The organism is Kitasatospora sp. NPDC005856 (assembly GCF_040629945.1).
In the GTDB taxonomy this organism is placed as follows: Bacteria; Actinomycetota; Actinomycetes; order Streptomycetales; family Streptomycetaceae; genus Kitasatospora.
The window spans coordinates 65,036-83,696 of sequence record NZ_JBEXWT010000024.1; the positions used below are offsets into that span (position 1 = coordinate 65,036).

Annotated in this window: 17 protein-coding genes; 8 read left to right on the forward strand and 9 right to left on the reverse strand. The window is 73.7% G+C overall.

Features of this window, described 5'->3' with window-relative positions:
- Nucleotides 1-41 precede the first annotated feature (41 nt).
- Nucleotides 42-203, reverse strand: coding sequence for a hypothetical protein (locus ABZ449_RS17060; RefSeq protein WP_360346285.1), 162 nt, complete (start codon nt 201-203; stop codon nt 42-44).
- A 337-nt stretch (nt 204-540) separates the two neighbouring features.
- Here ABZ449_RS17060 and ABZ449_RS17065 point away from each other — a divergent pair, with 337 nt between their 5' ends.
- Nucleotides 541-2,307 (forward strand): TROVE domain-containing protein, encoded by a 1,767-nt coding sequence (locus ABZ449_RS17065; protein ID WP_360346287.1) that lies wholly within the window; start codon nt 541-543, stop codon nt 2,305-2,307.
- On the opposite strand, the gene ABZ449_RS17070 is transcribed toward ABZ449_RS17065, so the two are convergent.
- The gene (locus ABZ449_RS17070) at nt 2,245-2,646 is read right to left on the reverse strand and encodes an NTP pyrophosphohydrolase (RefSeq protein ID WP_360346289.1); all 402 of its coding nucleotides are present in this window, start codon (nt 2,644-2,646) and stop codon (nt 2,245-2,247) included. The two genes, ABZ449_RS17065 and ABZ449_RS17070, sit on opposite strands and share 63 nt — an antisense overlap.
- Nucleotides 2,647-2,829: 183 nt before the next feature.
- Here ABZ449_RS17070 and ABZ449_RS17075 point away from each other — a divergent pair, with 183 nt between their 5' ends.
- Nucleotides 2,830-3,609 (forward strand): MBL fold metallo-hydrolase, encoded by a 780-nt coding sequence (locus tag ABZ449_RS17075; protein ID WP_360346291.1) that lies wholly within the window; start codon nt 2,830-2,832, stop codon nt 3,607-3,609.
- A 15-nt stretch (nt 3,610-3,624) separates the two neighbouring features.
- On the opposite strand, the gene ABZ449_RS17080 is transcribed toward ABZ449_RS17075, so the two are convergent.
- Genes ABZ449_RS17080 through ABZ449_RS17090 form a run of 3 tightly spaced genes read right to left on the reverse strand, consistent with a single transcriptional unit; the run spans nt 3,625 to nt 6,107 of the window.
- Nucleotides 3,625-4,035: a PPOX class F420-dependent oxidoreductase gene (locus tag ABZ449_RS17080; RefSeq protein WP_360346293.1), complete on the reverse strand. Its 411-nt coding sequence runs from the start codon at nt 4,033-4,035 to the stop codon at nt 3,625-3,627.
- Nucleotides 4,036-4,056: 21 nt separating this feature from the next.
- A complete protein-coding gene (locus ABZ449_RS17085; protein ID WP_360346295.1) occupies nt 4,057-4,842 on the reverse strand; it encodes a DUF4239 domain-containing protein in 786 nt (261 codons plus the stop codon).
- Nucleotides 4,843-4,859: 17 nt separating this feature from the next.
- Nucleotides 4,860-6,107 carry a D-alanyl-D-alanine carboxypeptidase gene (locus ABZ449_RS17090; RefSeq protein WP_360346367.1) on the reverse strand — a complete coding sequence of 416 codons (1,248 nt, stop codon included), beginning with the start codon at nt 6,105-6,107 and terminating at the stop codon, nt 4,860-4,862.
- A 293-nt stretch (nt 6,108-6,400) separates the two neighbouring features.
- Between ABZ449_RS17090 and ABZ449_RS17095 the strand changes: the two genes are divergently transcribed.
- On the forward strand, nt 6,401-6,598 hold the full coding sequence (locus ABZ449_RS17095; protein ID WP_360346297.1) for a hypothetical protein: 198 nt from the start codon (nt 6,401-6,403) through the stop codon (nt 6,596-6,598).
- Here ABZ449_RS17095 and ABZ449_RS17100 read toward each other — a convergent pair whose 3' ends face one another.
- A complete protein-coding gene (locus ABZ449_RS17100; protein ID WP_360346299.1) occupies nt 6,599-7,426 on the reverse strand; it encodes a TetR/AcrR family transcriptional regulator C-terminal domain-containing protein in 828 nt (275 codons plus the stop codon).
- 81 nt (nt 7,427-7,507) lie between these two features.
- Here ABZ449_RS17100 and ABZ449_RS17105 point away from each other — a divergent pair, with 81 nt between their 5' ends.
- The 3 genes from ABZ449_RS17105 to ABZ449_RS17115 all read left to right on the forward strand — a co-directional run bounded on the left by ABZ449_RS17105 (nt 7,508) and on the right by ABZ449_RS17115 (nt 13,269).
- Complete coding sequence (locus tag ABZ449_RS17105; protein ID WP_360346301.1) at nt 7,508-8,359, forward strand: siderophore-interacting protein; 852 nt, start codon at nt 7,508-7,510, stop codon at nt 8,357-8,359.
- Between the two features lie 283 nt (nt 8,360-8,642).
- Nucleotides 8,643-12,161: a S8 family serine peptidase gene (locus ABZ449_RS17110; protein WP_360346303.1), complete on the forward strand. Its 3,519-nt coding sequence runs from the start codon at nt 8,643-8,645 to the stop codon at nt 12,159-12,161.
- A gap of 139 nt (nt 12,162-12,300) precedes the next feature.
- Nucleotides 12,301-13,269 (forward strand): alpha/beta hydrolase, encoded by a 969-nt coding sequence (locus ABZ449_RS17115; RefSeq protein ID WP_360346305.1) that lies wholly within the window; start codon nt 12,301-12,303, stop codon nt 13,267-13,269.
- Nucleotides 13,270-13,361: 92 nt separating this feature from the next.
- Here ABZ449_RS17115 and ABZ449_RS17120 read toward each other — a convergent pair whose 3' ends face one another.
- From ABZ449_RS17120 to ABZ449_RS17130, 3 genes are all read right to left on the reverse strand, one after another.
- Entirely contained in the window at nt 13,362-14,786 is a 1,425-nt protein-coding gene (locus tag ABZ449_RS17120) for a VWA domain-containing protein (protein ID WP_360346307.1), read from the reverse strand.
- Nucleotides 14,783-15,655 (reverse strand): MoxR family ATPase, encoded by an 873-nt coding sequence (locus ABZ449_RS17125; RefSeq protein WP_360346309.1) that lies wholly within the window; start codon nt 15,653-15,655, stop codon nt 14,783-14,785. The genes ABZ449_RS17120 and ABZ449_RS17125 overlap by 4 nt, the downstream gene beginning before the upstream one ends.
- Before the next feature lie 222 nt (nt 15,656-15,877).
- Nucleotides 15,878-16,546, reverse strand: coding sequence for a Tat pathway signal sequence domain protein (locus tag ABZ449_RS17130; protein WP_360346311.1), 669 nt, complete (start codon nt 16,544-16,546; stop codon nt 15,878-15,880).
- A 540-nt stretch (nt 16,547-17,086) separates the two neighbouring features.
- On the opposite strand from ABZ449_RS17130, the gene ABZ449_RS17135 reads away from it, so the two are divergent.
- Together ABZ449_RS17135 and ABZ449_RS17140 are read left to right on the forward strand one after the other, a co-directional pair.
- Nucleotides 17,087-17,815, forward strand: coding sequence for a TetR/AcrR family transcriptional regulator (locus ABZ449_RS17135; protein ID WP_360346313.1), 729 nt, complete (start codon nt 17,087-17,089; stop codon nt 17,813-17,815).
- Nucleotides 17,816-18,002: 187 nt separating this feature from the next.
- Complete coding sequence (locus tag ABZ449_RS17140) at nt 18,003-18,659, forward strand: DUF6230 family protein (RefSeq protein WP_360346315.1); 657 nt, start codon at nt 18,003-18,005, stop codon at nt 18,657-18,659.
- The last annotated feature ends 2 nt before the right edge of the window (nt 18,660-18,661 follow it).

Here is an 18,661-nt window from a genome sequence, read left to right on the forward strand (position 1 = left end):
GACCGCCAGATCGGTGGCGACCACGGGCTCGGCGACGGCGCTCACCGCATCCCGCCCATGTCGTGCCCACCCATCCCGGGCGACGCCCCGCCGCCGCTGCTCGGCCGCAGCCCGGGCGCCACCGGCCCCACCTGACGGCCCACCCCGTAGGCCACCACGAACACCACCACCAGCAGCAGGAGGAACCCCGCCAGCACACTCAACGGCCGGACACCCGGCGACTTCGCACTCACCCCCCAGCAGTCGGACGCGACCGCGCGGTGGTTCCCGTACGGTCCGAAATCGGGACGCGAACAACCGGGCGCGAATAATCGGATGACGGGCCGTGGCCCGACCGGGTAGCGTCCGGGACGGCGCCTCCCGATGCGCCTGGCCCCGGTTACTTCCTTTCGAAAACCATCAAGTGACACCGGTGCCGATCTGATCCCGGGAGGCGCCCGTCCCGGCGCGCGCCCTCCTCGGCCCGCGCCCGCTCCCGCGTGCCCCGCCCCGTCCTTCCCCTCCCGCTCCGGCCCGACCACCCACCAGGGGGACCTCTGCATGACCCGGTTCAACCGCCAACGGACCAAGGCCGCCACCAGGGCCGAGATCCAGCGAGAACTACCGGGACTGACCGGGCGAGGGGTGCCCTCCCCGCTCTCCACCCACGGCCTGTGGCCGATCCCGGCGGTCGCGCACCTGCGCTCGGCGCCGCCGCCGGTGGTCCGCGGCGCGGCGGCCACCCGGCGAAGGGCGGCCGACCCGGGAACGGCGGTCACCAACCACCAGGGCGGCACCGGTTACGTCCGGGAGCCGAAGGAGGAGCTCTTCCTCCTCGCCGTCTCCCACCTGTACGGCCAGGAGAGCTTCTACGAGTCGGCCGTCGAACGCGACGCGCGGTACGTGCGGCTGATCCGCGAACACGCCCTCAGCGACCCCGAGTGGACCCTCGGCCTGCTGCGCTGGCTTCGCGCCGAGTTCCGCATCCGGACGGCAGCGCTGGTCGGGGCCGTCGAGTTCGTCCACGCCCGGGCGGTGGCCGGCGCCGCCGGGTACTCCCGCCAGGCCGTCGACGCCGTGCTCCAACGCCCCGACGAGCCGGGGGAGTTGCTGGCACACTGGACCGGCCGGTACGGCCGCCGGCTGCCCCAGCCGCTGCGCCGCGGCATCGGCGACGCGGTCCGCCGGCTCTACACCGGCCGCGCGCTGCTGAAGTACGACACTCCCTCGCACGCCTTCCGCTTCGGTGACGTCCTGGAGCTCACCCACCCCGCGCCCGACCCCGACAAGCCCTGGCAGGGCGCGCTGTTCCGGTACGCCCTGGACCGCCGCCACCACCCGGACCGCGCCCTGCCGCCCGCCGACCAGCGCCTGCTGGGCGCCCACCACGCGCTGCTCGGCGTCCCGTCGGCCGGCCGCCGCGCGCTGGTCACCGAGCCCGGCGGCGCGCAGCGCCTCGCCGAGGCCGGGATGACCTGGGAGGCCCTGGCCGGCTGGTTGCAGGGACCGCTGGACGCCGCCGCCTGGGAGGCCGTCATCCCCGCGATGGGCCCGATGGCGCTGGTGCGCAACCTCCGCAACTTCGACCAGGCCGGGATCCACGACGAGGCGGCGGCGGAGGTGGCCCGCCGGATCGCCGACCCGCAGGAGGTCCGGCGCTCCCGGCAGTTCCCGTTCCGCTTCCTCGCCGCCCACCGGGCCACCCGCTCGTCGCGCTGGTCCGAGCCCCTGGAGACCGCCCTCGGCCACTCGCTGGCCAGGGTGCCCGCACTGCCCGGCCGCACCCTGGTGCTGGTGGACCGCTCGGGCTCGATGTTCGACCTCCCGTCGGCCCGGACCCAGCTGAACCGGGCGGACACGGCCGCAGTCTTCGGCACCGCGCTGGCCCTGCGGGCCGAACGGGCCGACCTGGTCCAGTTCGGCAGCGGCAGCCGGTTGGTCGAACCGGAGCCGTCGGTGCTGGGGACGCTGCGCCTCTTCCGCGATCTGGGCGGCACCGACACGGCCGGCGCGGTCCGCCGGCACTACCGGGAGCACGACCGGGTGGTCGTGGTGACCGACGAGCAGGCCCACTGGTCGCGGGCGGACCCGTTCGCGCCCGTCCCCGAGGACGTCCCGGTCTACACCTGGAACCTGGCCGGCTACGCCGTCGGCCATGCGGAGCCCGGCCCGCGCCGCTACACCCTCGGCGGCCTCAGCGACGCGTCCTTCGAACTGATCCCGCTGCTGGAGAGCGGCCGGGACGGCGGCCACCCCTGGGAGAGGTCAGCTCCGGACACTGCGGGGCCCGGTCACCCCGGCGCCCAACGCGCCGACGCGGGAGCGTAGTTCACGGTCGGCGGTGACGACCAGGCAGGTCCGCCCCGGATCCTCGGTACGGGCGGCGCGGACCAGCTCCACGATCCGGTCGTCCCCGCTGCCGCTCGCCTCGACCACCCGAACCCGCGGCAGCCCGGCGACGCCCCTGGCCGCTCCCTCCACCACCAGGACCACCTCCAGCGGCCCCGGCAGCTCCGGCACGCCCCGGGCGGCGACGGCGGCCAGCCCGTCCCTCAGCCGCTCGGCGGCGCCCCGCCGGTCCCGCCACCAGCCGTCCGGTACGGAGCCGACCACGTTCGCGCCGTCGACGACCAGCAGGGGGAGCGGTTCGGCCTCGTTCTGTTCCATGGCCGCCAGCCTGCCACGCCGGCCGGCGCGGCCGTGCCGGCCGCAGCGGAGCCGGGCCCGCCCCGGCGGGGACGGTGACGCTCGACGGGGCGCGGGCGCCGTTCGGCCGAACCGGCGATGTGGGCGGCATGTCCGGCGCCGCCTGCGCGGCGCTCCCACGCCGCCCGGGTAGGCAACGGGCCCATGGAGACACGCATCGACGAGATCGCCGAGCGCATCTACCGGGTCTTGACGTTCGTCCCGGAGATCGCCCCGCCCGCCGGATTCACCTTCAACCAGTTCCTGGTCGACGCCGAGGAGCCGCTGATCTTCCACACCGGGATGCGCTCGCTGTTCCCGGCGGTGTCCGAGGCGGTCGGCCGGGTGCTGCCGGTGGAGCGGCTGCGGTGGGTGACCTTCGGGCACGTCGAGGCGGACGAGTGCGGGGCGATGAACGAGTTCCTCGCCGCGGCCCCGTACGCGCGGGTCGCGCACAACACGCTCGGCTGCCTGGTCTCGCTGAACGACCTGGCCGACCGCCCGCCGGTGCCGATGGACGACGGCGAGGTGCTGGACCTCGGCGGGCGCCGGGTGCGCCGGCGGATGCGCAACATCAACACCGCGCACGTGCCGCACGGCTGGGAGGCGCGGGTGCTGTTCGAGGAGCAGACCCGCACCCTGTTCTGCGGCGACCTCTTCACCCACGTCGGCAACGGCCCCGCCGTCACCGACGCGGACCTGGTCGAATCGGCCCTGGAGTCCGAGCGGCTGTTCCGCCAGACCTCCTGCCTGACGGCCGCCGCGAGCGCGCTGCGCTCCCTCGCCGGGCTGCGCCCGCGCACCCTGGCGGTGATGCACGGGTCGTCCTTCCACGGCGACGGAGCGGCCGCGCTGAACGCCCTGGCGGACGGACTGGAGGAGCGGTTCGGACCGGAGTCGGAGTTCGTCGGACTGCCCAGCGCGCTGGCCGGCCCGCACCCGTAGGCCCGGGGCCCGGCCTCAGAGCGGAGTGATCCGGATGCCGACCGTCCCGCGCTCGCCGCGGCGCAGCCGGCTGCCGAGCAGGGTGAGCACGCCGACCAGGCCGTACTTCTGGCGCAGCAGCGTGCGGTAGGCGGCGGTGCGCTCGGGGCCGAGGACCTCGGCGGTGGCCGGGTACTGCTCGCCGGTCGGGCGGCCCTTGACGTCGCAGGGGCCGACCAGCACGTCGGCGCGGTTGCGGATCCGCTTGACCTTCCAGGAGTCCGCGACGGTCCAGACCCCGAGTGCCTCCCCGTCGCGCACCACCCACACCGGGGTCGGCACCGGGGTGCCGTCCTTCTTGTACGTGGTGACGAGCAGGTAGCTCCCGGAGGAGAGCCGGACGATCCGGGCGAGCCGGTCCGCGGTGGAGGGGTCGGGCGTGGTCATGCCCGGAAGTCTAGAGGCCGGTCACCAGAACCGCGCGAGCGCGCTCTCCTTGAAGGGCGCCGGCGAGACGCTGAGGTCCCCGGCGAACGGCCGGTCCAGCACCAGGACGAGCAGCAGGCTGAAACCGATCAGTGCGGCCACCGATCCGACGAACAGCAGCCGGACCGGGCGGCTGCGGACGCCGTACAGCAGGGTCAGCAGCAGGATGACCAGCGCGCCGCCGACGATCAGCACCCGGAGCAACGGGGGCAGTTCCTCCCGGCTCACGTCGACCCGGGTCCGGCGCTGGGCGACCACGTCGTTGAGGCTGTCGAGGGCCTCGGCGTAGAAGGCCTGCTCGGTCTGCGACTGCGGCTCGTACCCGCGCAGCGCCTGGTAGACCGCCTCGACCTTCGCGGCCGTCGCCTGGTAGTCGCCCTTCCCGGCCCGCATCAGTGGCCACTGCACCTCGACCACGGCGTGCACGTAGTCGTGGATGGCGGCATCCATCGCCGCCCGGGTGTCGGGCGGGAAGGCCTGCACGTCGCGGGCGATCTGGGAGACGGCGGTCGCCTCGGTGGCGACCACCTTCTGGGTGTCCTGGAGCTCGGTCCACAGGTTGACGATGACGAAGGCCAGGATGATGCCGTAGATCGCCCCGAACATGCCGAGCACCACGCCGACCATGTCGTTGTTCTCGCCGCCCACGAGCGCCGGGTACAGGCGGGTGGTGACGAGGCTGCCCAGCAGGGCCAGCAGGACGCAGCCGCCGACCACCAGGAGGGCGAGCGGAGCGGTGGAGAAGGTGTTCAGCAGCCAGAGTTCCATCGGGGCGTCCTGCCTGGTCAGCGAGGCCGACGGGACCGGACGGTGTGCAGCAGACCGCGGGCGCGGCGGGTCAGGCGGCGCCCGTGGCCTCCGACGCCGGTGGCGCCCCCGACGGCGCTCGCCCCGCCCCCGCCGAACGCCGGAGCGGGAGCGGCGGGCACGGCACGGCGGCGGGCGGCGGTGCGGGCGGCGGCCCAGGCGGCGAGGGCGGTGCCGAGGAAGGCGGCGGTCCAGACGGCGGCGTCGAGCCCGGAGCCGGAGTCGGAGGAGCCGCCCGTCGGTGGGCGGGACCAGGGCGGGAGCTGGTCGGCGGCCTCGGCGCCGGTCCCGGGGGAGGAGGGCGAGGGCGCGGCGGGCTCGTCGACCAGTTTGCCGACCGGCTGGACCTTCCCGGCGGCCGCGAACCCCCAGTCGAGCAGGCTGGCGGCCTCGTCGTACACCCGGCCCTGCGCCTCGGGGTGCATCACCGTCACCAGCAGGGTGCGGCCGTCGCGCTCGGCGGCGCCGGTGAAGGTGGCGCCCGCGTTGGTCGTGTAGCCGTTCTTGACGCCGATCAGGCCGGGGTACTTGCCGAGCAGCCGGTCGGTGTTGGCGATGTCGAAGCTGGTGCGCTGGCCGGTGAGCTTGTCCAGCCCGCCGGGGAAGCGCGCGGTGCGGGTGGCGCAGTAGGAGCGGAAGTCGGCGTTGCGCAGCCCGGCGCGGGCGAAGAGGGTGAGGTCGTACGCGGAGGAGACCTGGCCGTCCATGTCGTAGCCGTCGGGCGAGACCACCTTGGTGTCCCGGGCCTGGAGCGCCCTGGCGCGCTCCTGCATCTCGGTGACGGTCTGCGGGATGCCGCCGTTCATGTGGGCGAGGACGTGGACGGCGTCGTTGCCGGAGCTGAGGAAGACGCCCCGCCAGAGGTCCTCGACCCGGTACGCCAGGTTCTCCTTGACGCCGACCAGGCTGCTGCCGGCGCCGAGACTGGCGAGTTCGGCCGTGGTGACCTTGTGCTCGAGCCCCCGGTCGAACTTGGGCAGCACGGTGTCCGCGAAGAGCATCTTGAGGGTGCTGGCCGGGGGGAGCGGCAGATGGGCGTCGCGGGCGGCGAGCACCTCGCCGGTGGTCGCGTCGGCCACCAGCCAGGAGCGGCCGGTCAGTTCGGACGGCAGCGCCGGCGCACCGGCCAGCGGCTCGACCTGGACGGCCGGGCGGCCGAGCCGCTCCCCGCCGACGGCGGGGACGGAGTCCTGGGCGAGGGCGGCCGGAGCGGCGACGAGTATCAGGAGGGCGCAGGCGGAGGTGCCGGCCGCGGCCCTGGTGGCGGAAGACGACTTCGGCGTCACGCGGGTGAGGAGCACACCGCGAACGTACCCGCGCCGCCGCCGGATCGCCGGGCCTGCTGCTCCGTCCGGAGCCGTACCGAGCCGTCCGGAGCCGTGCGGAGCGGTCCGGAGCCGTGCGGAGCCGAACAGGCCCCGTGGCCCTCGGGGCCCAGCGGCCGGTACGACTTTGGTGGTGCCGGACCGCGCCGAAAGTCGGATGCCCGGCGGAGGGCCGGATTCCTAGGCTCGGGAGCATGAAGACCCTGTTCGGCTACCTCGGTTCGGTGTTGATCGTCGGCGGCGCCTCCGGCCTGCTGTCCACCTGGATCGAGGGCTTCCGGCTGTTCGGCTTCGTCCGGGTCCTGGTGCCGGCCGGCCACGAGACCGCCGGATACACCGTCCTGGTGGTGGCCGGCGTCCTGCTGGCGCTCCCCGCCGCCCGGCACGGCTAGCTAGGACGTCGGCGAGGGCTCCTCCGGCTCGCCCGCCGCGATGCCGTCGAGCAGCACGGCGAGCCCGGTGCGGAAGGCCTCCCGGTGGCTGTCCTCCGGGGCGCCGCCGCCCGTGCTCTGCAGGGCGGTGAGCAGTGGGAAGCGTTCCGCGAAGTCCGGTGCCAGCTCGACCAGTCGGGCGGAGCGGGCGGCCCACCAGTCCGCGTCGGCGACGCCGGTCGCGGCGGCCGCGCCGCGCGCGTCGGCGGTGGTGGCGGCCAGTCCGCGGACGAACTGCCAGAGCGCGGCGACCGCCCCGCGCAGCCGCCGCGGAGCCAGCCCGGTCGGCCGCAGCGCGCGCAACAGCGCCTCCATCGCGGCGAGTTCGGCGGGGCCGAGCACCGGGCGGGCCTGCGAGACCTGGAGCACCCAGGGGTGGCGCAGGTAGCAGGCGTACAGCGCCTCGGCCCAGGCGGTGACGGCGTCCCGCCAATGCTCGGCCGGGGGGAGTCCGGGGGCGTGCTCGGCGGCGGGTCCGGCGGCGGGTTCGGGCGGGAGTTCGCCGGTGAGTTCGGCGAGCACCCGGTCGTGCATCAGGTCGAGCAGTTCGGCCTTGCCGGGCACGTAGGTGTACAGCGCCATCGCGGTGCGGCCGAGCCGTTCGCCCACGGCGCGCATCGACAGTGCGGCCATTCCCTCGGCGTCGGCGACCGCGATTCCGGCGGACACGATCGCGTCCACGCTCAGGCCCGGTTTGGGGCCGCTGCGCCCGGCGCGCGGTTCCTCGGGCGCGCCCCAGAGCAGGGCGAGCGAGCGATGGGCGTCGCCCTGCCCGGCGTAGACGGTCATCCAGCATCTCCTTATGGCGTAAAGTATCGCCCCGACGGCAACTCTTTATGCCGTAAGGTTACCAATCGAAGGGGTTTCGCGATGACATTGCCCGTCACCTCCGTCGAGGTCGTCGAGGTCCGCCGGATCACGCCGCGCACCGCCCGGATCACCTTTGCCGCCGAGGAACTGCCCGACGCCGTCGGCACCACCCCCGACCAGCAGCTCAAGCTCTGCTTCCCCCGCCCCGGCCGGCGCGAGCCGGTGCTGCCCGCCCGGCAGGACGACCCGATGGGCTGGTACCAGGCCTACCTGGCGATCCCCGAGGCCGAACGCCCGGTGATGCGCAGCTTCACCCTGCGCGGCCGGCGCCCCGGCACCCGGCTGGTCGAGATCGACTTCGTGCTGCACGGTGACACCGGGCCGGCCGTCTCCTGGGCGCTGCGCGCCGCGCCGGGGGACCGGCTCGGGATGGTCGGCCCCTCCGCGCTGTACGCGCCGCCGGTCCCGTTCGCCGAGGCCGCGGCGGCCGCCGACTGGGTGCTGCTGGCCGGTGACGAGACCGCGCTGCCGGCGATCGCGACGCTGGTCGCGGCGCTGCCCGAGGGGGTGTCGGCGTACGCCTGGATCGAGGTCGCGGACCGGGCGGAACGCCAGGACCTGGAGAGCCGTGCCGAGCTGGAGGTGGAGTGGCTCCACCGCGACGGCGCCGTCCCGGGCTCCGTGCTGACCGAAGCGTTCCGGGGTGTCGTGCTGCCGGCCGGTGCGCCCTTCGTCTGGCTGGCGGGGGAGGCGGGGGCGGTCCGGACGATCCGTCGGTACCTGGTCGAGGAGGAGGGGGTGGCGAAGGAGAGCATCGACTTCACCGGGTACTGGCGCCACCGGCTGACCCAGGACGACGCGCCCACCGCCGAGGACCTGGCGGACGCTCAGGAGCGGTCGGCCGGGTACTGACCGCGGCGAGCGGAGGAGCGGGCGGGCGGCCGCCACGGCGGCCGTTTCGCCGGGCGCTGCCGCGGGAAGGGACTCCGCCGACGCCCTTCTCGCGGGGCGGCGGGGCGGCGGCCGGATTCCGGTCAGGGCCGATCGGCTGAAAGATGTGGATTCGACCCGATTTCCTCCCCGAATTTTACTGATTGATGGTCAACTTTACTTTCTGATGGGGATTTACCCCCTTGTCGTGATCCTCTCAGGTGCGTTGGAATGCGTCAGCTATCCATCTGACGAGAGGATTTATATGATCGGCTGGCGGAAAACCCAGCTGGCGGCGGCCGTCACGGTCACCGCCGCGTCGATGGTCCTGAGCCTCGGGACCACGGCGAGCGCGGCCCCGGCCCCCGACCCGCGGAACGCCCAGGCGGCGCCCGCGGACGGGGCCCCGGTGCCGGTGATCGTGATCCTGAAGGACCAGATCGCGGACGCCCCGGCCGACCACGGCCACCTGGGCGCCCGGCAGCAGAAGACCGCCGACGCGCAGGCGCCGCTGCTGAAGAAGGTCAAGGCGGGCGGCGGCACCGACATCAAGAGCTTCGTGGTCGGCAACGCCTTCTCGGCCACGGTCAGCCCCGCCCTGCGCGCCCAGCTCCAGGCGGACCCGGCCGTCTCCACCGTGGTGGCCGACACCCAGGTCCACGTCGCCCCGGCGGGCGCCGGCAAGGCGAAGGCGGCCAAGGACGCCGCCGGTACCGCCGCCGGGGCAGGCGGCGCCGGCGACAAGGCGCCCAAGACCGATGCCGCTCCGCAGGCCGTTCCGGGCAGCAACGGCCAGGCGGCGGAGGAGAACGCGACCAACACGGTCTGCCCCTCCGACCCGGGCAAGCCGCTGCTCGAGCCCGAGGGCCTCTACTCGACGCGGGCCGTCACCGGCAACGGCAAGCCCGGCGTGGAGGACCTGGCCACCGGCAAGGGCGTCAAGGTCGCCTACATCGCCGACGGCCTCGACCCGAACAACCCTGACTTCATCCGCGCCGACGGCTCGCACGCCGTGGTCGACTACCAGGACTTCGCGGGCGACGGCTGGGACGCGCCGACCGGTGCGGCCGAGGCCTTCGGCGACGCCTCGGCGGTCATCGCCCAGGGCCGCCAGGTCTACGACGTCTCCAAGTTCGTGAACTCCTCGCACCCGCTCCCGGCCGGCTGCAACATCCGCATCCGCGGCCTCGCCCCCGACGCCGACCTGGTCGCGCTGAAGGCCGGCGGCGAGATGATGTCCAACTCCTCGATCCTGCAGTCGATCGACTACGCGGTGCGGGTCGCCCACGTGGACGTGCTGAACGAGTCCTTCGGCGGCAACGTCACCCCGGACAGCGGCGCGCGCGACACCATCTCGCTCTTCAACGAGCAGGCCGTCAAGGCCGGTGTCACCGTCGCCGTCTCCAGCGGTGACGCCGGCATCAGCGGCACCATCGGCACCCCGGCCACCGACCCGTACGTGATCGCGGTCGGCGCCTCCACCGACAACCAGAACTACCAGCAGACCGGTTACGCGGCCTCCCGGTTCTCCAACCGGACCTGGAGCGACAACCGCATCTCCGCGCTCTCCTCGGGCGGCTTCACCCAGGCCGGCCGGACGGTCGACCTGGTCGCCCCGGGCGAGTCCGACTGGGCGCTGTGCACCCCGGACCTCGCCAAGTACGAGGACTGCAAGGGCTACAACGGCCAGCCGTCGCCGATCCAGCCGTTCGGCGGCACCAGCCAGTCGGCCCCGTTCGTCACCGGCGCCGCGGCCCTGGTCATCCAGGCCTACCGCGACACCCACGGCGGCGACTCGCCCTCCCCGGCGCTGGTGAAGAAGTTCCTCACCGGCACCGCCACCGACCTCGGCGTGCCGGCCGAGGAGCAGGGCGCAGGCCTGCTGAACGTCCGCGCCGCCGTCGAGGCCGCCCGCGGCTACGACGACGGGGACGGCACCGAGGGCGCGAAGACGGTCGTGGTCGACACCGGCCAGGTCGACATCGCCGGCGCCCCCGGCTCGACCCACACCGCCGACGTGTCCGTCACCAACACCAGTGACAGCACCCAGACGGTGAGCGCCACGACCCGCAGCTTCGCCCCGCTGTCGAGCGACCGCCAGACCGTCCAGCTCGACCCGACCTCGAAGGACACCTTCAAGTACGCGACCAACGGCGCGGACTGGGTGCAGAAGCAGGTCAAGTTCACCGTCCCGGCCGGCGCCGACCGCCTCGCGGCCTCGATCGCCTGGCAGGGGGCGCCCAACCCGGTCACCAACGGACCGGTGGTCCGCATGACGCTGCTCGACCCCTCGGGCCGCTTCGAGACCAACACCCGTCCGCAGGGCGGTGCCACCCCGGCCGACTTCGGCCTGGTGGACGTTCCGCACCCGGTGGCCGGCGAGTGGACCGCGATCCTCTACACCCCGGCCGGTGCGGCCGGCTACAGCGGCGCCGTCCAGCTGGGCACCGCCACCCAGCGCGCGGTGCCGGCCGGCACCGTGAGCCCGGGCACCACCGACCTGAAGCCGGGCCAGACCAAGACCCTCAAGGTCCAGCTCACCACCCCGGCCACCAGCGGTGACTCCAGCGAGGCCGTCCTCGTCTCCGCCTCCAACGGCAACACCACCAGCGTCCCGGTCGTGCTGCGCAGCCTGGTCCCGGTCGACCAGGGCAAGGGCGCCTTCACCGGCACCATCACCGGTGGCAACGGCCGCAGCGCCTCGCCGACGCAGAGCTTCGCGTACGCCTTCGACGTGCCGAAGGGCCAGAAGGACCTGCGGGTCGGCGTGACCGTCGCCAAGGACCCGAAGCTGCTCATGCAGGGCGCGCTGATCAGCCCGAACGGCACCCCGATCGACATCGAGGGCAACGGGCAGTTCGACGCCCAGGGCAACCTGGCCGGCACCGGCAACGGCGTCTCGGCCACCGCCGTCAACCCGGCCGCCGGCCGCTGGCGGTTCGTCCTGAACGTGCTCGGCCCGGTCAGCGGCCAGGAGCTCGCCCAGGACTTCGCCGGCACCGTCGCGTTCAACCGGAACCAGGCCACCGCGGCCGGTCTGCCGAACGACACCCGCACCAGGCTGGCGGCCGGCAAGCCGGTCACCGTCCAGGTGAACTACACCAACAACACCGTCGCGGCCCAGCGGATCGCGGCCGACGGCCGGCTCGACCGCCGGGTGGACCTGGCACTGGTGCCACAGGGCGCCTCGGCGACCGTCAACCTGCCGCTGAGCCTCAGCTCCACGGTGCCGTCCTTCCTGGTGCCGCCGGGCACCGACCGGCTCAAGGCCGTGGCGGCGTCCTCGACGCCGGCGCAGATCGAGCTGAGCGCCACCACCGGCTCGCCGGACCTGTTCGGTGACCTGAAGAAGGCCCAGGACGGCTCGACCGTCTCGGTGGTGACCGACAACGGCACCGCCGAGCAGCCGGTCGTCCCCGGCACCTGGAGCACCTTCGTCCAGCAGATCGGCCCGTTCGGCAGCGGCCCCGCGCCGGCCGGCACCTCCACCATCAGCGCCACCGCGCACACCCAGGCCTTCGACCCGGCGCTGACCTCCAGCACCGGTGACCCGTACGCCGCCTCGGTGAACGCCTCGGCCGCGGCCGCCACCCCGGTGACCGTCGCCCCCGGCGCCACCGGCTCGCTCCAGGTGACGCTGACCCCGACCGGTCCGAAGGGCAGCACCGTCAAGGGCGTGCTGTACCTGGTGTCCGGCCCGACCGGCGTGGCCACCGCCAACAACGTCCTGAACACCACCGGTTCGGTGCTCGCGGCGATCCCGTACAGCTACACGGTGAACTGACGTAACGTCAAATTTCCCCAGGTCGAGGCCGTCCCGGAGTTCCGGGGCGGCCTCGGTCGCTTCCGGCGGGATTCCGGAGGTGGCCGGCTGGGCAGGGTCGGGAGTGGAGGAACGTCTTCACCGGATGGGGAGTTGCGAGTTGAACGACGCGATCAAGCACGGCGAGGCCGAGGTGAACGGCGTCCGGCTGCACTACGCCGAGCAGGGCGAAGGCCCGCTGGTCCTGCTGCTGCACGGTTTCCCGGAGAGCTGGTACTCCTGGCGCCACCAGTTCGCGCCGCTCGCCGAGGCCGGTTACCGGGTCGTCGCGCCGGACCAGCGCGGGTACGCCCGCAGCGCGCAGCCCGAGCGGATCGACGACTACACGCTGCTCCACCTGGTCGGCGACGTGACCGCGCTGATCGGCGCGCTGGGCGAGGAGCGGGCCGTCGTGGTCGGGCACGACTGGGGCGCGCCGGTGGCCTGGGCCACCGCGGCGCTGCGGCCGGACCTGGTGCGCGGGGTGGCCGGGCTGAGCGTGCCGCCGCTGCCGGTGGGCGGGCCGCCGCCGCTCCAGGCCGCCCGGGCCACCTTCGGCGAGGGCTTCTACCAGATCTACTTCCAGGAGCCCGGAAAGGCCGACGCCGAGCTGGCCACCGACGTGAAGTCCAGCCTGCGCCGAATCCTGTCCGCCAGGCAGCCGGACGGCGAGCCGCGGCCGTGGATCGTCCCCGAGGGCAGGACGCTGCTGGAGAGCCTCCCGGAGCCGGAGCGGCTGCCGGACTGGCTCACCGACGCGGACCTTGACGTCTTCACGGCCGACTACGCCGCGCACGGTGCGAACGCCTTCACCGGCGGGCTCAACTGGTACCGCAACCTCGACCGCAACGCCGAACTGCTGGCCGCCTTCACCGGCATCACGGTCGAGGTGCCCGCGCTGTTCGTGGTGGGCGAGGAGGACCTGGTCAACGCGATGGTCCCGCCCCCGGTGCTGGAACACGTGCTGGGCCGGCTGCCCAAGCTGCACCGCCACGTCCGCCTGCCGGAGACCGGGCACTGGACGCAGCAGGAACGCCCGGCCGAGGTCACCGCGGCGCTGCTGGACTTCCTGGCGCACCTGGAGAAGTGAGCCGGTCGACGCGATGCCGGTCACGGCCCTCCGCCGAGGGCCGTGACCGGCCGTGACCGGCTGCGCCCGTCGGTCGGGCGCGGCGACCGGCGTCAGACGGGCAGCAGGCGGGCGATCAGCTCGCCGAGCCGGCGGGCGTTGCGGCAGGAGTGCATCTCCACCACGCCCGCGTAGGCGAGCGCGGCGGAGTCGCCGGTCGGCCAGAGCGAGGGCTGCTCGGGGTTGAGCCAGAACACCCGGCGGGCCCGGCCGGCGATCCGGCGCAGCGCCTCCAGGTTGGGGTCGCGCTGGTTGTTCCTGGCGTCGCCGAGGATCAGCACACAGGTGCGCGGGCCGACGGCGTCCAGGTGCCGCTCGACGAACCCGCCGAGGGCGGAGCCGTAGTCGCTGTTGCCGTGGTAGCCCGTCACCTTGGCCTCGGCGAGGATCCGGGCGGCCAGCCGGGCCGGGTCGTCGCCGCCGCGGAGCAGACCGGTCACCTCGGCGGTGCGGTTGACGAAGGCGAACACCCGGACCTTGCTGAACTGTTCGCTCATCGCCTGCACCAGCAGCATGGTGAAGTCGGCGAAGCCCGCCACCGAACCGGAGACGTCGCACAGCAGCACCAGCTCCGGGCGGGCCGGGCGGCGCAGCCGGTACGCGGGGCGCAGCGGCACCCCGCCGGTGGTCAGCGAGCGGCGCAGGGTGCGGCGCAGGTCGATCTCGCCGCGGGCGGCGCGGCGGCGCCGGGCGGCCAGCCGGGTGGCCAGCTTCCGGGCCAAGGGGTGGACGGTGCGGCGCAGTTCGGCGAGCTGGCCGCGGCCGGCGTAGAGGAAGTCGACCAGGTCGGCGGTGGGGGCGACGGCGCGTTCGGCGATCCGCTCGGGGCCGCGCAGTTCGGCGACCCGGCGGCGGGCCTCGCCGGCGGTCATGGCGCGGAAGTCCTGGATGCGGCGGCGGATCTCGTCGGCGAGCACCAGGTCGGAGAGGTCCGGGGCGCTGCGCCGTTCGCGCAGGGCGGCCAGGACACGGGCGAGCAGGGTCTCGGGGGCGAGCCGGCCGAGCGCCTGCTGGGCGGACCAGCCGTCGGCACCGGGAGCACCGCCGGCGCCGTACCGGCCGAAGGCCTCCATCACCTCGCCGGCCAGCCGGGCCTGGGCGGCGCGGTCGTCGTCGGCCAGCGCGGCGGCGAGGCGCTCGCGCAGCTGCTCGCGCAGCGGGTCGGGGCGGCCGAAGCGCGGTGGCTCGGGGTCGTCGGGGACCGGCGGCGGGTCGGCCCGCACGGCCTCCGGGGTGCCGACACCGAGGGGGAAGAACAGGTCGAAGGTGGCGTCGAAGACGGTCCGCTGGCCCTCCGAGCGCAGCAGGGCGGCGGCCAGGCCGGCCCGCATCTGCTCGCGGTCGGCGAAGCCGAGGACCTCCAGCACGGCGGCGGCGTCCACCGTCTCGGCGGGGCCGGTCCGCAGGCCGTGCCCGCGCAGGGCACGGACCAGGCCGGTGAGGCGGGCGGCGGTGTCGGCCGGCGGGGGCGTCGTCATGCGAGGGTGAGCTTCTGGGCGGCCTTGCGGATGTCGTCCTGGTGCTTGAGGATCACCCCGAGGGTGTCCCGGACGACCGTCTCGTCCAGGCTGCCGGCGCCGAGGGCGAGCAGGGTGCGGGCCCAGTCGATGGCCTCGGCCACGGACGGCGCCTTGCGCAGCTCCATCGCGCGCAGCGCGCCGACGACGCGGACCAGCGACTCGGCCAGCGTCTCGTCCAGGCCGGGCACCTTGAGCCGGACGATCCGGCGCTCCAACTCGGCCTCGGGGTAGTCGAGGTGGAGGAAGAGGCAGCGGCGGCGCAGCGCCTCGGAGAGCTCGCGGGTGGCATTCGAGGTGAGCAGGACGAAGGGGCGGCGGGTGGCGGTGATCGTGCCCAGCTCGGGGACGGTGACCTGGAAGTCGCTGAGCACCTCCAGCAGCAGCGCCTCCACCTCGACGTCGGCCTTGTCCATCTCGTCGATCAGCAGCACGGTCGGTTCCTCGCCGCGGATCGCGGTGAGCAGCGGGCGGGTGAGCAGGAACTCCTCGCCGAAGATGTCGGTGCGGGCCTCCTGCCAGCCCTCGTCGCGGCCGGCGGTGATCCGCAGCAACTGCTTGGCGTGGTTCCACTCGTAGAGCGCGCGGGCCTCGTCGATGCCCTCGTAGCACTGGAGCCGGACCAGCCGGGCCCGGCCGATCTCGGCCAGCGCCTTGGCGAGTTCGGTCTTGCCGACCCCGGCCGGGCCCTCGACCAGCAGCGGCTTGCCGAGCCGGTCGGCGAGGAAGACGGTGGTGGCCACGGCGGTGGAGGCCAGGTAGCCGGTGGCGGCCAGTTGCTCGGCGGCGTCCGCCGCCGAGGTGAAGAAGCCCGTGCCGTTGTCGCTCATCCGCTTGCCCCGTTCCGGTTCGCCGTCTCCGTGCGGCGCCACCCTACCGGCCGGTCACTTCGCTGTCTCGGGTGTGGGCTCCGGAGGTGGGGGTGGGGGCGGGCGGGCCGTGGTGCGTCGGTCGACGGAGCGGGCCGTGGTGCGTCGTCGACGCAGCGGCGTACGGCCCGGTGAGGGTGCCGTACGCCGCCGTCGTCAGGACGGGCCGGGTGGGCCCTGGCGTCAGTTGACGACGAGGACCGGGCTGCCGGCGACGGAGCTGTCGACGACCGGGCCGTAGGTGGCGGTGAAGTAGCCTGTCGCGAAGCACAGGCTCGGTCCGGAGGCCAGGGTGAACGGCTGGGCGGCGAAGCCGATGGTGTTGCCGGTGTTCGAGGCGCTGCCGTTGATCCCGGTGGAGTTCTGGTAGTTGCAGCTGATGCTGCCCAGGATGGTGTTGAGCACCACCGTGGTGCCCATCACGCCGGCCGCGCCGGGGGTGAGCTTGACCGGGTAGCCGGCGGCGTCGCTGACGGTGTTGGTGAACGGCAGGCTGGTGACCGTGACGCTCTTGACGCCGGTGACGCCGATGACGTTGGAGGTGCAGGAGCCGAAGGTCTGGGTGTTGAGCTGCTCGACGGCGCTGCCCGGCGCGGCCGGGTTGGCGGTCACCGTCGCCGAGAAGGAGGAGGCGGCACACTTGACGCCGGTCGTGCCGGTGGCGGTGCTGTAGAAGGTCGCGGAGGTGCCGGAGACCAGGTTGGCGGTCAGTACGTCACCGACGGCGACGGCCGGACCGGTCGGGCTGCCGGTGGTCAGGACCGCGCCGGCGGCCTGGGCGGGGGCGACGGCCGCGCCGGTGAGGGCGAGCGCGGCGAGGGCGGCGGTGGCGAGGGTGCGGCTGATGCGCATGAGGGTGCCTCTCTCCGTCCGGTGGACGGGTGGGGGAATCCCCGCGTGCGGGTGTGGTGGTGTGCACGACGGGGGAGGTGCATGGCGTACCGGAGGCTTCGTACCGGTGGCATGGTGCCGAGGGGCGGGCGGGCCCGGCGCCACGGGCCCGCCCGTTCGGTACGGCGGTGCGGACGTACGCAAGGGTGGGCGTACGGCGTTGCGGTGGTACGGCAGTGCGGTGTACGGCGTTGCGATGGTGGTGCGGCGGTGCGGGTGGTGCGGCGTCGCGGTGGCACGACCTTGCGTACGGACGGCGGCGTGGACACCCACGGCTCCGCGCCGTTCGGTCGGGGACGTGCGGAGCCGTGGGGGTGTGTCGACGGCTGCCACCGTCGCGGTCCCGCCACCGCCGTGGCCCTGCGGCCCGGGCGTTCGCCCTGGTCCTCGGAGCCCCCGGAGGTCCGGCCGGTGGGCGCCTGCTGGCCCACCGGTTGGAAACCTGTCAGTGTTGTAAACCCGGTGTTCCGCCAATGTCAATACAGGACACAGGAGTTGGTGATGGATCGGAAGTACCTCCGTGGAGCCGACGTGGTCCTGCTGCCGGGTGCCCGGACCGGCCGCGATCCGGCCCGCTCGATCAAACCCGGGCCGAGCCGACTGCCCCCCGGCGTGGTCGCCGCGACCCAGCGCGAACGGCTGCTGGACGGCCTGGTGCGGACCGTCGCCGAGCGCGGTTACCAGCACGCGACGATCAGCGACATCTGCCGTGCGGCGGGCGTGACCAGGCCGGTCTTCTACGAGCTGTTCAGTGGCAAGGAGGACGCCTTCCTGGCCGCGCACCGGCACGGCACCGGCGTGGTGATCCGGCGGATGGCCGAGGCCTTCGCGGCCGAATCCGACTGGTGCCGGGGGATCCGGAAGGCGCTCGGCGTGATGCTCCAACTGCTCGCCGGAACACCGGCGTTCGCCACGATGGCGGTGATCGAGGTCGAGGCCGTCGGCCCGGCCGGCCGACGGGAGCGGACCCAACTGCTCACCAGGTTCCGGGGATTCTTCGCCGAGGTGCCCCAACTGCCGGGCGGGGTCGAGGCGAAGGACATGGTGGACGCCGTGGTGGGCGGCGTCTACAGCGCGATCTATCGACGGATCGACTCCGGCCGGACGGATCAACTGCTCGAACTGTTGCCGGTGTTGAGCATGTTCTGCCTGTCGCCGTTCCTCGGTCCGGCGGAAGCGGCCGAGCGGCTGGGGGTGAGGGACTGGCCGAAGCGTGTCGCGGATTGGTGAAGAACCTTCGTGCACCCGTATTGACCCGGCCAATACCGGGCAGTAGCTTCCCAGTTACTTACCGCGTGCTGACCGGACCCGCCTCGCTGCCGAGGGGCGGACGGTCCGGTCGCGCCGGGGAACGCTGTCCGCGCCAGGACAACGTGCCAAGTGCCTGCAGACCCATTTCCACCCACAGGGAGCACACATGGCCATGTCCGAGGACGCCGCCACGGCGGCCGAGACCCCGCAGACGCCGAGCGGGCCGAGAAGGGGCCGGGTCCGGCTGAAGCGCACCGCCCTGATGGCCGTACCGGCCGTCGCCGCCGGGGGCGTCCTGATGGCACTCACCGCCCAGGGCGTGCTCGCCGCCCAGTTCTCCATCTCCGGCATGCCGTTCACCATCACCGCCGACAAGCTGGACGGCGAGGGCTTCGCCCAGTTCGGCGCGCTGGACTCGATGATCCCCGACAGCCCCAACCAGGGCTCCACCGGTGGTCAGGTGCTGGTCGCGGTGTCGGCGATCAAGAAGGCCGAGATCACCAACCTGTGCCAGAGCGTCGACCTCGGCGGCATCAACCTGGTGATCCACGCCGGCGACGGCGGCACCCCCGTCACCGCCTCCGACCTCACCACCGACTCCGACCTGCTCTCCGGCAACGCGGAGTTCAAGAACATCGAGATCGGCGGCGACGCCAGCACCTACACCAAGGCCGGCCCGATCGGGAAGGGCAACCCCGGTGTGTTCGGCCAGCAGGCCGACCACGTCACGCTGACCAACCTGAACCAGCACAACTACGCGAGCACCGCCGTCGGGTTCAAACTGCCCAACCTGCGGCTGAGCTTCAGCTCCACGGGCTGCTGACC